This window comes from Geobacillus uzenensis (assembly GCF_002217665.1).
GTDB lineage: Bacteria > Bacillota > Bacilli > Bacillales > Anoxybacillaceae > Geobacillus > Geobacillus subterraneus.
This window is the reverse complement of the sequence record NZ_NEWL01000002.1, coordinates 368,531-383,759: the sequence shown is the minus strand read 5'-3', so window position 1 is coordinate 383,759 and position 15,229 is coordinate 368,531. Positions and strand designations below refer to the sequence as shown.

The 15,229-nt window shown below is 54.3% G+C and carries 19 protein-coding genes; 6 read left to right on the top strand and 13 right to left on the bottom strand.

What is annotated here, in order from left to right:
• Nucleotides 1–102: 102 nt before the first annotated feature.
• A complete protein-coding gene (gene holA / locus B9L21_RS03400) occupies nucleotides 103–1,122 on the bottom strand; it encodes a DNA polymerase III subunit delta (RefSeq protein WP_063165217.1) in 1,020 nt (339 codons plus the stop codon).
• Between the two features lie 283 nt (nucleotides 1,123–1,405).
• Between holA and B9L21_RS03395 the strand changes: the two genes are divergently transcribed.
• Nucleotides 1,406–1,540, top strand: coding sequence for a YqzM family protein (locus B9L21_RS03395; protein ID WP_011231993.1), 135 nt, complete (start codon nucleotides 1,406–1,408; stop codon nucleotides 1,538–1,540).
• A gap of 92 nt (nucleotides 1,541–1,632) precedes the next feature.
• Here B9L21_RS03395 and B9L21_RS03390 read toward each other — a convergent pair whose 3' ends face one another.
• The 3 genes from B9L21_RS03390 to B9L21_RS03380 form a co-directional block, all read right to left on the bottom strand.
• Entirely contained in the window at nucleotides 1,633–3,882 is a 2,250-nt protein-coding gene (locus B9L21_RS03390; protein ID WP_063165216.1) for a DNA internalization-related competence protein ComEC/Rec2, read from the bottom strand.
• Entirely contained in the window at nucleotides 3,879–4,346 is a 468-nt protein-coding gene (locus B9L21_RS03385; RefSeq protein ID WP_063167298.1) for a ComE operon protein 2, read from the bottom strand. Before B9L21_RS03385 ends, B9L21_RS03390 begins: the two co-directional genes overlap by 4 nt.
• Nucleotides 4,347–4,485: 139 nt before the next feature.
• On the bottom strand, nucleotides 4,486–5,097 hold the full coding sequence (locus B9L21_RS03380) for a helix-hairpin-helix domain-containing protein (protein WP_063165215.1): 612 nt from the start codon (nucleotides 5,095–5,097) through the stop codon (nucleotides 4,486–4,488).
• Between the two features lie 80 nt (nucleotides 5,098–5,177).
• Here B9L21_RS03380 and comER point away from each other — a divergent pair, with 80 nt between their 5' ends.
• A complete protein-coding gene (comER, locus tag B9L21_RS03375; RefSeq protein WP_063165214.1) occupies nucleotides 5,178–5,999 on the top strand; it encodes a late competence protein ComER in 822 nt (273 codons plus the stop codon).
• 400 nt (nucleotides 6,000–6,399) lie between these two features.
• Here the strand turns inward: comER and B9L21_RS03370 are convergent, their stop codons facing one another.
• From B9L21_RS03370 to B9L21_RS03335, 8 genes are read right to left on the bottom strand one after another with little or no spacing between them, the layout of a single operon-like run.
• Nucleotides 6,400–7,143: a class I SAM-dependent DNA methyltransferase gene (locus B9L21_RS03370; protein WP_063165213.1), complete on the bottom strand. Its 744-nt coding sequence runs from the start codon at nucleotides 7,141–7,143 to the stop codon at nucleotides 6,400–6,402.
• Nucleotides 7,140–7,496: a ribosome silencing factor gene (rsfS, locus tag B9L21_RS03365; protein WP_063167297.1), complete on the bottom strand. Its 357-nt coding sequence runs from the start codon at nucleotides 7,494–7,496 to the stop codon at nucleotides 7,140–7,142. The genes B9L21_RS03370 and rsfS overlap by 4 nt, the downstream gene beginning before the upstream one ends.
• Nucleotides 7,497–7,501: 5 nt before the next feature.
• Nucleotides 7,502–8,071 carry a bis(5'-nucleosyl)-tetraphosphatase (symmetrical) YqeK gene (gene yqeK / locus B9L21_RS03360; protein WP_063165212.1) on the bottom strand — a complete coding sequence of 190 codons (570 nt, stop codon included), beginning with the start codon at nucleotides 8,069–8,071 and terminating at the stop codon, nucleotides 7,502–7,504.
• Complete coding sequence (locus B9L21_RS03355) at nucleotides 7,980–8,630, bottom strand: nicotinate-nucleotide adenylyltransferase (protein WP_063165211.1); 651 nt, start codon at nucleotides 8,628–8,630, stop codon at nucleotides 7,980–7,982. The genes yqeK and B9L21_RS03355 overlap by 92 nt, the downstream gene beginning before the upstream one ends.
• A 41-nt stretch (nucleotides 8,631–8,671) precedes the next feature.
• Complete coding sequence (gene yhbY, locus B9L21_RS03350; protein WP_063165210.1) at nucleotides 8,672–8,965, bottom strand: ribosome assembly RNA-binding protein YhbY; 294 nt, start codon at nucleotides 8,963–8,965, stop codon at nucleotides 8,672–8,674.
• 3 nt (nucleotides 8,966–8,968) lie between these two features.
• A complete protein-coding gene (gene aroE / locus B9L21_RS03345) occupies nucleotides 8,969–9,799 on the bottom strand; it encodes a shikimate dehydrogenase (protein WP_063165209.1) in 831 nt (276 codons plus the stop codon).
• 21 nt (nucleotides 9,800–9,820) lie between these two features.
• Nucleotides 9,821–10,930, bottom strand: coding sequence for a ribosome biogenesis GTPase YqeH (gene yqeH, locus B9L21_RS03340; protein WP_063165208.1), 1,110 nt, complete (start codon nucleotides 10,928–10,930; stop codon nucleotides 9,821–9,823).
• A gap of 2 nt (nucleotides 10,931–10,932) precedes the next feature.
• Nucleotides 10,933–11,448 carry a YqeG family HAD IIIA-type phosphatase gene (locus B9L21_RS03335; protein ID WP_063165207.1) on the bottom strand — a complete coding sequence of 172 codons (516 nt, stop codon included), beginning with the start codon at nucleotides 11,446–11,448 and terminating at the stop codon, nucleotides 10,933–10,935.
• Nucleotides 11,449–11,799: 351 nt separating this feature from the next.
• Here B9L21_RS03335 and B9L21_RS03330 point away from each other — a divergent pair, with 351 nt between their 5' ends.
• On the top strand, nucleotides 11,800–11,940 hold the full coding sequence (locus B9L21_RS03330) for a sporulation histidine kinase inhibitor Sda (protein ID WP_063165206.1): 141 nt from the start codon (nucleotides 11,800–11,802) through the stop codon (nucleotides 11,938–11,940).
• A 44-nt stretch (nucleotides 11,941–11,984) separates the two neighbouring features.
• Here the strand turns inward: B9L21_RS03330 and B9L21_RS03325 are convergent, their stop codons facing one another.
• A complete protein-coding gene (locus B9L21_RS03325) occupies nucleotides 11,985–12,764 on the bottom strand; it encodes a phosphatidylserine decarboxylase (RefSeq protein ID WP_063165205.1) in 780 nt (259 codons plus the stop codon).
• Nucleotides 12,765–12,886: 122 nt separating this feature from the next.
• Here B9L21_RS03325 and pssA point away from each other — a divergent pair, with 122 nt between their 5' ends.
• From pssA to motB, 3 genes are all read left to right on the top strand, one after another.
• Nucleotides 12,887–13,426, top strand: coding sequence for a CDP-diacylglycerol--serine O-phosphatidyltransferase (gene pssA / locus B9L21_RS03320; RefSeq protein ID WP_063165204.1), 540 nt, complete (start codon nucleotides 12,887–12,889; stop codon nucleotides 13,424–13,426).
• A 173-nt stretch (nucleotides 13,427–13,599) separates the two neighbouring features.
• Entirely contained in the window at nucleotides 13,600–14,391 is a 792-nt protein-coding gene (gene motA, locus B9L21_RS03315; RefSeq protein ID WP_063165203.1) for a flagellar motor stator protein MotA, read from the top strand.
• A complete protein-coding gene (motB, locus tag B9L21_RS03310) occupies nucleotides 14,384–15,148 on the top strand; it encodes a flagellar motor protein MotB (protein WP_063165202.1) in 765 nt (254 codons plus the stop codon). The genes motA and motB overlap by 8 nt, the downstream gene beginning before the upstream one ends.
• Nucleotides 15,149–15,229: the final 81 nt, after the last annotated feature.

The window sequence follows — 15,229 nt, the reverse complement described above, 5'->3', positions numbered from 1 at the left end:
ATGAAAGATAAAAGGACGAAGCCCCGCCGGCTAGTCAATGTCCTCATTGCGAAAAAAACGGGTTTTGCCTATGGGCGCACAGTGAACAACATCGGTTTGGCTTCACCGCCGGCCGCCCCAGCGCATCAGCAGCAGCTCAACGGCCAACCGGCGGTCCATGGCTCCGCTTTTCACCTCGTAATCGGCGGCGGCCAGTTCGTCAATCGCCTCGGCCAGTTCCTGCTCGGAAAAGCGGGCGGCCTGGCCAAGGGCGAGCTTGACGCGAAACGGGTGCACTTTCAGCGCAGAAGCGATTTGCGGCTGCCCATATCCCGCTTGGGCGAGCCATTTCACTTGCGCCAGCAGACGAAAATGGCCGGCGAGCAGCGCCAAAATTTTGATCGGCTCCTCATTGTTTTCCAGCAAATCATAAAACGTCTGCAACGCTGCCGGAATGTCGCGCTTCGCGACTTGCTCGACAAGAACGAACACATTTTCTTCCGGCGTGCGGGCGACAAGTTGCTCGACAGCCGCAGCCTCCACCGTCCCGCCCGGCCCGGCAAACAAAGCGAGTTTATCGATCTCGTTCGCCAATGCGGCCAGCTGCGTTCCGGCCCGCCGCAAGAGCACATCGATCGCTTCGTCATCAACCCGCGCCCCTTGGCTCTCGATCCGCTGCCGCACCCAGGCGCGCAACTCCCCCTCAGCGAGCGGGGCGGCAACGGCGACTTCGCAGTGCTCTTTGGCCAGTTTCGTGATTTTTTTCCGCTCATCAAGCTTGTCATACGGCGCAAAAAAGACGACGATCGAAAACGGCGCCGGCGCTTTTATGTATGCCTCCAGCTTTCCCAAGTCGTGCTCGATCTCCTTCTCTTTTTCAGCCGTAAAAAAATATGGATGTTTGATGAGAATGACGCGCCGTTCTCCGAAGAACGGCACCGTTTCCGCCTCTTCAAGCGCCGCCTGCACCGGCGTTTCCTCACAGTCGTACACCGCTGAGTTCCACTCGCGCTCTTCCTCGCCAAGCGCCGCCTTCACCAACCGTTCGTACGTTTCTGTTAATAAAAACGGCTCGCTGCCATATAATAAATAAAGGGGAGAAAACCGCCGTTTTTCAATGTTTCCCCATACGCGTTCCAGCATGTTCCCTTCTCCATTCTCTAGCAAGATTCCCTGCTAGAAAGATACACCGTTTTTCGCCATTTTACAAGGGAACCGGCTGTCGAAAAAACCGGTTCCCCTTTATATAAACGCCGGCCAATAAGTCCTAGGACCTTATTTGCCAGCGGGTTATTTTTATGTTTTCCCGGCTGTTTGAAAGTATTTGTGTCAACTGTTGTCAAGGAAGGAAAATGGACAGGCGGCGGTAGATTTTTTTAGCGTTTTCGTCTATACTAAAAATGATTGCACGAGGAGGGGGAAAACGATGAACGTATTTGAAAAGGAAGTGCAAAGCCAACGGAATGACGCCGTCGATTCCGCCGTCGGATTTATCGTATCGTTCGGCTTTTTCGCGACGATGTTCATCATCGCGACGCTGATCGAATTTTTCGGCCGGTAAAGGATTGCTTACATAAGCAATCCTTTTTTCTTTTTGGCTAATATGCGCTCGTTGGATCGACGAGAAAGGTTCCGTTTTTTATGCACTACATTCTATGGTTTCATCGCTTGAAAGGTTCCGCTTTTTCCATCATAAAAATAACGAATGGCCCCGTTTTCATCTGTCCGCCAAATGAGAACACCTTGTTGTTTCAGCCGTTCCAACACATCCGGAGACGGATGGCCGTAACGGTTGAAGCGGCCGACGGAAATGATGGCCGCCCGCGGTTTCACCGCTTGCAAAAACGGCTCTGTTGTCGATGTTCTGCTGCCATGGTGGGCAACTTTGAGCACATCGGCGCGCAACTGCGGATATATGCCGATGATCGCCCGTTCCGCCTCCTTCTCAATGTCTCCGGCAAACAGCCAATCTAAACCGCCAAGCCGGGCGAACAAGACGAGCGAGCCGTTATTGTCGTCTTGACTGCCCGCCTCCGGGTGAATCACAGCAAACGTTATGCCGCCTTCCTCCCACCGTTCCCCCCGCGATGCAGCGGCAACCGGCACAGAAAACGGGCGCGCCATCGCTTGGATGGCCGGCAGCGCTTTTGGGCTTGTGACGATTCGCTTGACGCGCACCGCTTTTAGCACCTCGGGAGCCGCTCCGATATGGTCGGCGTCATCATGCGTAAGAATGAGCTTGTCGATTGCCCTTACCCCTTGCGCTTTTAAAAACGGCACGACGACATCGCGGCCGACGGAAAACGGCCGCATTCGCCGGCGCCACCGTTCCTCCTTTAGTTCCGGCGTCCCGCCGGTGTCGATAAGGTAGACGGCTTTTCGATAAGGAAGCTCGATGTAAAGGCAGTCGCCTTGGCCGACATCCAACACCGTCACTTCCCCTTTTGGATTAACGTATGGACTCGCAAGCTGAAGCACCATGGCGGCCGCCACCGCCGCCAAGCCGTGAAGCAGCCGGCCGCGCTCCCAAAACAGCCATGCGGCCGCGACCGCAACGGCATAAACGGCTAAGCACCAAGGCTCCGGACGCCCGGGCACAAGCGAAAACGGGTGATCGACAGAGAAAAAACGGACAACGGTGTTCGTGAGCCCGATGAAGCGGCTGAACAACCAAACGAGCGGAGGAAACGGAACAGCGGCAACAAAAACGGCCAACGGCAAAATAAGAAACGAATACAAAGGGACAAACACGACATTGAGGACGACACTCCATACGGAAACTTCATAAAAGTGGTAAAGCAAAATCGGCAGGGCGGCGAGCTGGGCGGCAAGCGCTGTTTGGAAGAGCCGCCCGATCATGGAACGAACAGCGGCGAGCGCCGGAAAATGAACGAGGAGGACAAACGTCACTACAAACGACAATTGAAAGCCAATATCAAACATCATGTACGGATCTAAGACGAAAAGCGCAATCGCCGTCCAACTTAACGCATCGAGCGGGTGAATCGCCCCTTTTTTCCACGCGACAGCAAGCACGATCATACCTGTCACACAAGCGCGCAAAACTGACGGCGAGGCGCCGGCGAGCACCGCGTAAACGGGCAGCGCGGCCATTAAAGCGACGGCGGCTGCCTCACGCGTCACGAAACGGATCGCTATGGCAAACACCGCGCTGACAAGCAAGGTGACATGACCGCCGGAAATCGCCAGCAAATGAATGAGACCAAGTTGTTGATAACCATCAAGCACCTCGTCATCAAGCTGACGGCGCTCGCCATAAATCAGGGCGGCCGCAATGCCGGCCGCTTCCGGCGGAAGATGGGCTTCGATGCGGCGAACGCCCGCTTCGCGAAGCGAAACGAGCCGCTCGATCACGGTCGGACGGGCGCGAAAGCAGGCAGAAAGATCGATCGCCTCGGGGAGAAACAGCCAGTGGATGCGGTGGAAACGCAAATAGCGGCGGTAGTCAAACGCGTACGGATTGCTTGCCGGCTGCGGGCGCTCAAGCGTCCCCGTGACGCGGCAAACCGTTCCGGGCATAAGGTGGGCGTGCAGCGCCGCTTTTTCCGCCGGCGTCCGAATGGTATAGCGAAGCTGCACCCGTTCCCGGCCTACGTTGACCGGCGCCTGCAGCCGGTCGCCGTCGATCGAAGGCGGGGCGGGAAAGCGAAGCAAAACGGTATGGCGGCCGCCGGAAAGGGCCGTTTTGTTATAATGGTCGACGACGAGAACATAGATGAAACAGAACGAGGCCGCGGCCAAGGCGGGAATCAACAGACGCTTCCGGTGAACGTGAAGCAGAAGAAGATAGCCGGAAAGGAGGAAAAAGGCGGGTTTGACCAAAAAGGCAGCCGCTGCGGCTAAAAGCGCCGCCGCGGCGATATAAACGGCTTGTCCTTTCATTGTTCCCCTCCGCCGGAAAGCTGGGCAAACACGTCCATCTTCAACGGCACTTGCACGAGGCGGACACCGGCTTGGGCAAACAGCTCAAGGGCATACGGATGGTTTTTGTAATCTTGCGCATAATACACGGCGCGAATGCCGCTTTGAATGATCGCCTTGCAGCAATGCAAACACGGAAAATGGGTGACATACATCTCCGCCCCTTCTGTCGGGACGCCAAACTTGGCGCATTGCAAAATCGCGTTCATTTCCGCGTGGATCGTCCGCACGCAATGGCCGTCAATGACGTAGCACCCTTCATCAATGCAATGGGCGCCGCCGGCGATCGAGCCGTTATACCCACCGGCGATAATGCGTTTGTCGCGCACGATCGTCGCCCCGACCGCGAGCCTCGTGCACGTGCTGCGCAGCGCCAGCAAATGGCTTTGCGCCATAAAATATTGGTCCCATGTCATTCGTTCCATATCATGTCCCTCCGCTTGTTTCGATAATTTTAGTCTATCGGCCGGCTTGAGCGCCGTCAATGCTGAAAAAAGTTGCCATAACTCCTGCAGCATCCCCGCCCATCAGCGGGCAAACACGCATCCATTTTCCTTGCCCACTTTATGGCACAAGCAAATACGGCTTTAATTTTTCCAATGTTTTTTCCCCGATGCCGCTGACCTTAAGCAAATCTTCAACCCGCTGAAACGGTCCGTGCTCATCGCGGTAGGCGATGATCGCTTTGGCTTTCGTCGGCCCGATGCCGGGAATTTGCATCAGCTCCTCTTCCGTCGCCGTATTGACCGCCACTTGCAGGCCGCTTTCCGTCCCGGCTTCCGGCGCCGCCCCGGCCGTTTCTGGCGCCAGCGCCGCCTCACCTTTTGCCGGCACGTAAATCATCATTTCATCGTGCACCTTGGCCGCCAAGTTGACTCTTGCCGCGTCCGCCTCGTTCGTCAGCCCGCCCGCCCTAGCGATGACATCGCGGACGCGGGCATCGGCCGGCATCTCGTATACTCCCGGTTTGGCGACCGCTCCTTTGACATCAATGACAACGACTTTCGGCTCCTTCCCTTCGTGTTCCTCCGTCTCCGCCGCATCCGTTCCAACCGCCGTCGGCAAGGCGACGGGTGCCCGTTCGGCCGGCGGGCGGCCGAACACCCACAGCCCTGCCGCGGCGACAAAAAGGACAATCAGTCCTGTTTTCCATCGTGTCTTAACCGTTTCCCACATCGCACTCATCCTTTCTAAACGAAGTCATAAAACGGAGAACATCTTCATACATATCGAAAAGAGGGAGGAGGGGACTGCACATGAACATCGGCGTTATCGGCACGGGGAATATGGGAACGATTTTAATCGAAGCGTTGGTAGACTCCGGCGCCGTCAAAGCCGAACAGCTCATCATTACAAACCGCACGCTCGCAAAAGCGTTCAATATACAAAACACCTATCCCGGCATCACGGTTGCCGCCGATCCGCCTGAGACGGTCAAGCAGGCGGACATCGTCTTTTTATGCGTCAAACCGCTTGACATCCACCCACTGCTGCAACAGCTGGCCCCACACTGGACAAGGGAGCATTGCCTTGTGTCAATCACAAGTCCGATCAGCGTCGGACAGCTGGAAGCGGCCGTCCCTTGCCAAGTGGTGCGCGCCATTCCGAGCATCACGAACCGGGCGCTTTCCGGCAGCATCCTCGTCACCTTCGGCTCGCGCTGCTCAGCTGCCCGCCGGCAAACGATCGACGACCTTCTCCGACGCATCGCCACACCGGTCTTGATTGACGACGCCATCACCCGCGTCGCTTCCGACATCGCAAGCTGCGGCCCAGCGTTTTTCAGCTATTTGCTGCAGCGCTTTATCGATGCGGCGGCAGCGAAGACCGCCATCACGAAAGACCAGGCGACCATGCTGGCAGCCGACATGATCATCGGCCTCGGGGAATTGCTGAAACGGGATTTGTATACGCTTCAAACTTTGCAGGAAAAAGTATGCGTCAAAGGCGGCATTACGGGCGAAGGCATTGCCGTTCTCGAGCAAAAAATGGACGGCGTATTTGAGGAAGTGCTAAGGAAAACACATGAGAAGTTTCGAGAAGATGTGGAGAAGGTGAGGCAACAGTTTTCGTCATAAAAACTTATTCGACAGCAAACGGCAACTTCCTTCTTTGTCCGGCGAAAAATCACCCTTGGCTTTCCCGCTTGGGACTAGCGGACATTTGTCACTTAGTTTGTTCGCGACGTGACCGTTTACTGTTTTTCGCGTTGCCCCAGCCTTTTGGCTGGGGCAACTCCATCGGCTTGCTTTTGTAAATAGCCTTGAAAAAGAGGATAGAACCTCCCTAGGTCATGCAAAAGGCCACATAAATAAGCCACTCTTTTCCCTTGAAACGACCAATATCTTCATCATCCTTTGAGAGTGGGTAAACGAACACTCCCTCTTCCTTTGTTCTTCGAATAAGCTGGCAACAGCGCAAGCAGCTGCACGTTTTCCCGGCTGCTCTCTGCGGGCAGACCAATGGCCCTCTCTCCGCTCACCGCTTCCGCGCAGCAAAAAACAACCGCTCCGCCGTCTCGGTCGGCGGGGCATCGGTGAAATCGGCGGTCACTTCAAGCACCTCAAAGCCGGCATCAGCCAGCCACTGCTCGTAAACGGCGCGCTCGAACGTGCGCTGTTCGTGCCATTCGTCGAAACGTTCGTACCGATTGCCGCGACGGACGAAAAATGTCAGTTCATGCCCGACGCTGTGCGGCCAATCGAGCAGATGGCACGTCCATATGTAGCTGATGTCCTCCCCTTGGTCCGCAAACACGGCATCGCGGAACAAAACGTCCATTTTATAAACGGAATGGACGTCAAACAAAAGCAGCCCGCCGGCGCCAAGAGCGCGGGAAACGGCGGCGAAGGTGTTTTGGACGTCCTCCTCATCCGTCAAATAATTGAGGGCATCGCAAAAAATAAAGGCGCCGTCAAGATCGAAAAACCCGTCGAGTTCGGCCATGTTTTGTTCAAAAAACGGCACATGAACGCCGGCTTCCTCCGCTTTCTCCTGAGCGATGGCAAGCATATGCTCGGACAAGTCAACGCCGGATACTTGCCATCCGGCCTTGGCGAGGCGGATGGCAAGCTCCCCTGTCCCGCAGCCGATGTCGATTACCTGTCGGCCAGGCCGTTGGGCATATCGGTTAAAGGCTCGTTCCACAAACGACCGCCACTTGTCATACGGCGCCTCGGCCATCAGCGCGTCATACCAATCGGCAAAGCGGGCATAGGTCATGGCTGCAACACGGCCGCGACGTCTTCCGCCGGGGCGTCCCCCCAAAGCCGCTCGAGGTTGTAATACTCACGCTCCTCTTTGGCAAACACGTGAGCGACGATGTCACCCAAATCGACAAGCACCCATTTCGCCTCTTGGAATCCTTCGATCCGTTTCACTGGTAAGCCGTGTTCTGCCGCTTGGTCTTGGATTTCGCGGGCGATCGCCTGCACTTGCTTGTCTGAGTTGCCATGGCAAATGACAAAATAATCGGCGACGAGTGAAATGCCTTTCATGTTCAAGACGACGATATTTTCCGCTTTTTTTTCATCCGCCGCGCGGACGACAAGCTGCAATGCTTCTTGTTCAGTCACCGACTTCATTCCCCCTTCACTTCGCGCACGAGTGAATTGTACGCATGAATCGTATCCGGATAAATGAGCTGGCGCTTCTCTAGCAAAAAGGCGATCGTGTTTTTCACCGCCTGCAAAAGCGCCCGGTTGAGATCTTCTTCCGCCAGGCGCCGCACGTCATCAACGCCGGGGAAGCGCCGCCCTGGCTCGATGTAATCGGCCAAATAAATGATTTTCTCCAGCAGCGTCATGCCAGCGCGGCCAGACGTATGGTAACGGATGGCATCGAGCACGTCCGGATCGTCAATGCCGGCTTCCGTTTGCACTAGGTAGGCGCCGACGGGCGCATGCCACAATTCGCTGTTGTACGCGAGCAAATCGTTGGGCATATTTTGTGCTAAAATGAGTTGTTTCATTTCTTCGACCGGGCGGAATTTCGCATAGTCATGAAAAATGGCCGCCAATTCCGCTTTTTTCACGTCAGCCCCGTACCGTTTCGCCAGCTTAACGGCCGTCTCGACAACGCCAAGCGTATGCTCGTAGCGATGCTCCGTCAGCTGCTCTTTCACAATCTGCAACGCTTGTTCTCGCTCCATATAACCCCTTCTCCTCAATATAAAGTCTGACGTCTTCCGGCACTAAATAGCGGATCGTTTGTCCGCTTTTCACCCGCTCGCGAATGAGCGACGACGATACGGCAAACTGCGGCGCTTCCACCTCGATGACCGGATATGGCGTTTTCATCGAAAACCCTGGACGCTTGACCCCGACAAACGTCACGAGCTCGATCAGCTCTTCAATGCGATGCCAATTTGGCAAGTATTCGACCATATCAGCGCCGATGATAAAGTAAAATTCGTCGTCCGGATGCACCGCCGTAAGCTGTCGGATCGTGTCGTACGTGTAGGAAGGCCCTTCCCGTTCGAGTTCGATCGTCTCAATATGAAAGCGTGGATGGCCGGCCACCGCCAGCTCGAGCATGCGCAGCCGGTCCTCGCTTCTTGTCACCTGCTCGTGCTGCTTATGGGGAGGAATGCGGTTTGGCAGAAACCAAATTTGTGACAACCGAAGGGCGTCAAGCACTTCATTGGCCATTATTAAATGGCCGTAATGCGGCGGATCAAACGTGCCGCCGAAAATCCCGATTTTTCCCATCTTCCTTCCCCCCCCGCCGTCTGCCTTGGCCGCACTGCTTCTCAGTCAGGCAAAACGATTTGTTTATGTTCTTTCGACTCCTTATATAAGACGATCGTATTGCCGATCACTTGCACGAGCTCGGCCCCCGTCCCTTCGGCAAGCTGTTCGGCGACAATGTGGCGGTCCTCTTCACAGTTTTGCAAGACGCTCACCTTCAGCAGTTCACGCGCTTCGAGCGCCGCCGCGATTTGTTCGGTCATCGCCTCCGTCACGCCGCCTTTGCCGACTTGAAAAATCGGCTTTAAATGGTGGGCTTGCGCCCGCAAAAACCGTTTTTGTTTTCCCGTTAACATATGTTACCTCCTCAACTGATCGATGACAAGCTGTTTCATCCGGTTGACATCCGGCCATTGACCGGTCCATTTTTCAAAGGCGAGCGCCCCTTGGTACACGAGCATGCCGACGCCGTTTTGCCCGCGGGCGCCGCGTGCTTTCGCTTCCTTCAGCCATTTTGTTTCGAACGGATTGTAAATAATATCGGACACGACCGTTCCCGGCCGCAGCCGTTCAAGGGAAAGCGGCTGTTCGTTGACACGCGGATGCATGCCGGCCGAAGTCGTGTTGATAATAATATCATATTCGGCCAGCCGTTTCTCGGCCTCGGCAAGCGGGAAAAAGGCCGAGCGGCCATCCTCCCCTTCACGGACGAGCCGCGCCGCTTTTTCGGTCGTCCGGTTGGTGATATCAATGCGCGCGGCCGCGGTCGAAAGCAGCGAAAAATAAATGCCGCGCGCCCCGCCGCCGGCGCCGATCAGCAAAATCCGCTTGCCGTCAAGATGGACATCCATTTCCTCCTCGAGCGCCTTAACGTAGCCAGGTCCGTCCGTATTGTAGCCGACGAGCCGTCCGTTGTCATTGACGATCGTGTTGACCGCTCCGATGCGGCGCGCGTGTTCATCCACTTCATCCAAAAATGGAATGACCGCCATTTTATGCGGAATCGTCACATTCACCCCGGCGATGCCGAGCGCCCGCACGCCGGCGATCGCTTCGCCGACTTGCTCCGGTTTGACGGAAAACAAATGGTAGCGCGCCGAAATGCCGAAATAGGCGAACGCGTCGTTATGCATGAGCGGCGACAGCGAGTGCTCGACCGGAAAGCCAAGCAAACCGTATACGTTTTCCATCTTTCTCCCCTCCCGTACTCGTTAAATCAACGACTGGCGAATAAACACATCGACCCCTTTCGGGGCGTGAACAACGAGCTGAGCGCCCGGGTCGTTGCACGTCACCCAGCCGAGCCCGGAAAAGACGATATCCGTTTTTCGCTCCTTGACCGACAACGTGCGCGGCACAAGCGGCGGAAACTCATCCGCGTAGCGTTTGCTTGGCGGGGCGAGCAAGTTGCCGAGTTGGTTGGCATAAAGCGAATCCGCTTTTTCCCGCTTTGTCCGGTGAATCGTTAAGTCGTTGGCGACGTAACAGACAAACGGGCGGCGCCCGCCTTTGACGTAATCAAGGCGGGCCAAGCCGCCGAAAAAGAGCGTTTGCCCTTCATTGAGCTGATACACGCGCGGATGGATTTCCCGCTTCGGCGTAATGATTTTTAAATCGCGCGCATCGACGAAATGCGCCATTTGGTGATGGTTGATAATACCCGGCGTGTCATACAGCGACGCTCCGCCCTCAAGCGGAATTTCGATCATATCAAGTGTCGTCCCCGGGAAATACGATGTTGTAATGACATTCCCTTTGCCGGTCGCCTCTTCAATGATCCGATTAATGAACGTCGACTTGCCAACGTTCGTGCAGCCGACGACATAGACGTCCCCGTCTTCGCGATAGCGGTCGATCGCCTCGATGACGCCCGCCATGCCAATCCCTTTCGCCGCACTGGCGAGACGAACATCAATCGGCCGCAGCCCGAGCTCCTCCGCCATGCGGCGCATCCATTGCAACAGCTTCGGATAGTTCACCGACCTCGGCAGCAAATCAGCCTTATTGCCGACAAGCAAAATCGGATTGTCCGCCGCAAACCGCGGCAAACCGGGAATCCAGCTGCCGTTGAAATCGAAAATATCGACGATGTAAACAACAAGCGCCTTCGATTCCCCGATGCGGTGCAGCATCTGCAAAAAATCGTGATCATCAAGCGGCACATCTTGCACTTCGTTATAATGTTTTAGGCGAAAGCAACGTTGGCAAATGATTTCTTCCGCCTCTTTTTCAAGCACGCTTTTCGGCGCATACCCCGCCTTTTTTGGGTCTTCAACTTGGATGGCCGCCCCGCAGCCGATGCAACGCAGTTGTGGCTCCACATTCATTCCTCCCAGTAAATCATCCCTTTTTTCCGCATGGCATGTAAAATTTTCCGCTCTATTTTCCGGTTAAAGCGTGTCCATAACCCGTCCGTCTGAGCGATTGGGACGACTAAAATCGTATTTAATCCGAGGCGGTTGCCGCCGAGCACATCAGTCAGCAACTGGTCGCCGATGACGACGACCTCCTCCTTTTTCAGCCCCATCATCGCCAACGCCTGCAAAAACGCGCGCGTCAGCGGTTTGCGCGCTTCAAAAATGAACGGGATGCCGAGCGGTTCGGCAAACGACTGCACGCGTCGTTTATTATTATTCGATACGATGACGACCTTAATGCCCGCCTGCTTGATCGCCTCAAACCAGGCTGCCAGTTCCGGGGTCGCGCCTGGCCTGTCCCACTCGACGAGCGTATTGTCAAGATCGGTGATGATCCCTCTCACCCCTTTTTCCTTCAGCTCATCCGGTGTAATGTCAATGACGCGCTTTGCAAACTGGCTTGGTAAAAAATAATGAAGCATGTCAATCACCTGCCTTTGTCATCTGCTTTTCCCATCATAGCGGATTTGGCTGTTCGTTTCAAAACAAAGTTTGGCAGCCGTCCTTCTCTAAAACGGCATGACAAAAAGTTTTCGACAAATTTCGCAACCCCCCCGGTTTGTGGATAACTGTTACCCACATCGTACACAAACGAATGACGATGCTTCCACTATTTTATAAACACGTTTTCCACATGTTATCCACTGCTTTCTGTGGATAATAGAGCGGTTGTTCTATTTTGCAAATCATGGTACAGTGAAAGTAACCTACCATTATATGTATGGAATATTCGCTATATTCCATCTCCCATCGGAAAAGGAGGGCGTTCGCCGATGAAACATTTGTCTGATGAGCTGTTGATCGAATCGTACTTTAAGGCGAAAGAACTCAATTTAAGCCCGGAATTCATCGAACTGATCGAAAAGGAAATCCTGCGTCGGTCATTGGCCCATAAAATCAAATTGTCATCATAAACGAAGGCCTTCGGGCTTTTTTTGTTTCGCCAAAACGTCCGCGCCTAGCGCCAATAGCCGAGCCGCTCGCCAACTTTAATCGGCATCGGCGCGGCAATGCGCGGGTCGGGCGTAAAGCTTCCCCGTTCAAACAGGAGCACGACAGTCGAGCCGAATGAAAAATACGCCATTTCCTCCCCCTTCACCAACCGATCCCCCTTATGGGTCAGTTCAATGCTGTTGACAAACATGGCGCCGACCTTGACGATGGCCATGCGCTTGCCGCCAGCCGTGACCTCTGTGATGAGGCGATAGTTTTTTTCAAGCGGCCGCCGCCCGTATTTTAAGCCGAGGCGGTTGACAGGGTATGATTTGCGGCCGAGCGTCCACTGTTTTTCGATCACGCCAGATATTGGGCTATGGATGCGGTGATAATGGCTCGGGCTCAAATACAGAATAAAAAAGAACCCGTTCACATACGGTTGCGCAGCCTCGGCACTGCCAAGCATTTCCGCAATCGAATACGGTTTCCCTTTGACCATTATTTCACTCGTTTCTTGGATCGTTCCCATTTCCTCAATGACCGCATCGACCGGACTGACGACCGCATGCTCATCAGCATCGACCGGTCTAGTCCCGGCTTTGAGCCGGCGAACGAACAACTGCTGCAACGTTTTATAATTTTTTAGGCTTTTTTCCATTTCTTCTTGGTTAATATGATAAATTTTCGCATACGATGGTATCAACGGCGCGCTGAGGCGCGATCTGGCAAACGAAGCGAGCAGCTTCGAGGAAAGCGAGTGATTGGTCAACTCAATAAACAAACGGTACAGCCATTTTCGCAAGCATGTTCCCTCCAGTTATGTAGCATCGCCGGTTGTTACTACCTTCCATATTACCGCCAAAATGAGTATAATGGTAGTAGAATTTTCTTTTGGCGTTTTCTGTTGGAAAAGGAGTGGGGAGAGTGTTCTTATCGGATTATTTAGATTATACGTTAAAAAAGTTAAAAGCCAACATGGCCAACATTTTAACGATGACGAACTTATCGCTCGGCGGCTTTTCCGTCTTGACTACGCTGAACGGGCAGCTTCACATGAGCGTGCTTCTCATTTTTTTAGCAGCGTTTGTCGATCGCTTTGACGGCGCCGTCGCCCGGAAGCTGAACATCGAATCCGAGCTCGGCAAACAGCTTGACTCGATGAGCGACATTGTTTCCTTTGGCGTCGCGCCCGCCCTGTTACTGTACGAAGCCTTGTTCCGTGAATTCGGTGCGCCAGGAGCGGTGTTCACCATTTTGTATATCGCCTGCGGCGCCTTTCGCCTCGCCCGCTTTAACATCACGGAGAACAACGGCTATTTTGCCGGGCTGCCGATTACAGCAGCCGGGGTGCTGATGACGTTAGGCTATTTGGCCATTCCGTACCTTCCGCCGCAATCGTTTATGTTTTTAGCGCTGATCTTATCGTTTTTAATGGTCGGAACGTTTAAACTGAAAAAAATATGACCATCGCTGGGGCTGTCCCTTTCCAATGGCATATGGATCGGGCGGCTTTTTTATGTCCGAAGTCACACCTTTTTCCCTTTTCAACCTTCTCTATTCAGTATATGATAAATATGGTTTCTTCATAAAACAAAAGCAACATAGATCGTTTTCACTGAAAGAGCGGGGGGATCAATTTGGATAAAACATCAGTCGTCGGCGTCATCTTGGGCGTGATCGCTGTTGGACTCGGCATGTACTTTAAAGGCGTATCGCCGTCTGTGCTAATCAATCCGGCCGCCCTTTTAATTATTCTCGTCGGGACAGCCGCAGCGGTCACGATCGCCTTTCCGACGCAAGAAATTAAAAAAGTGCCGAAGCTGTTAAAAATCATTTTTACCAAACCGGCGACCCCGACGGTCGAGCAGCTCATTCCGCTGTTCGTCGACTGGGCGAACGTCGCCCGCCGCGAAGGACTGCTGGCGCTTGAAGCGAAGCTGGACGACATCAACGATCCGTTTTTGCGCAACGGGCTCAGCATGGCGATCGACGGGCAGACGCAAGAGTTCATTCGCGATGTGATGACAGAAGAGATCGCGGCCATGGAAGAGCGGCACGAAGCGAACGCCGCCATTTTTACGCAAGCCGGCACATATGCGCCGACACTCGGGGTGCTCGGCGCTGTCATCGGCTTGATCGCCGCGCTTGGAAACATGGAAAATATCGCTGAGCTCGGCCAGGCGATCAGCGCCGCATTCGTCGCTACAATGCTCGGGATTTTCACCGGCTACGTGCTTTGGCATCCGTTCGCCAACAAGTTGCGGCGGAAATCGAAAGAAGAAGCGAAAGTGCGCTACATCATGATTGAAGGGGTGCTGTCCATTTTGGAAGGACAAGCCCCGCGCATGATCGAGCAGAAACTTGCTTCGTATTTGCCGGAAAGCGAGCGGCGCCACGTGCTGACACAAGGGGAAACGGTCAATGGGTAAGAAAAAAAAGAACGAACACGACGAGCATATAAATGAATCATGGCTTATTCCGTACGCGGATTTACTGACGCTCTTGCTTGCTTTGTTCATCGTCTTGTTTGCAAGCAGCCAAATTGACCAAAAAAAGTTTCAGGAAATCGCGCGCGCCTTCAGTAACGCTTTTGCCGGCGGAACGGGTGTTCTCGAATTTCAAAGCCCGGTGGAGCCAATCACCCCGCCAGCCCAAGATGAAGAAGGGCGGCAACAAGAAAAGCAGCCTTCCCCAGCCGTGAGTGAGCAGGAAAAAGAAGGGCTGGCGCAAGTAAAAGAAAAGATCGACGTCTACATTCGAGAAAACAAGCTCGGTGGAAAACTGCAAACATCGTTGACTGACGAAGGGCTCGCCATCACCATTTTAGACGACATTTTATTCGACTCCGGCAGCGCCGAAGTGCACATGAAAGACCGGCGTCTTGCGGCGGAAATCTCCACTTTGCTCGTCATGAACCCGCCGCGCAATATCATCATCAGCGGCCATACGGACAACGTGCCGATCCATAATGAGAAATTTGCTTCCAACTGGGAGCTGAGCGTCATGCGCGCCGTCAATTTCATGAAAGTGCTGCTTGAAAACAAGCAACTCGATCCGCGCTATTTCAGCGCCAAAGGGTATGGCGAATACAAGCCGATCGCCTCCAACGCCACCGCTGCCGGGCGGATGAAAAACCGGCGTGTCGAAATTTTAATTTTGCCGCGCACCGAGCTCAACCATCCATAACTGCCCGCCAGGAAAAGACCGCCATCCATCAAGGCGGTCTTTTCACCTTCCGCCGGCCGCACCTTATCCGTTGCCGTCCAT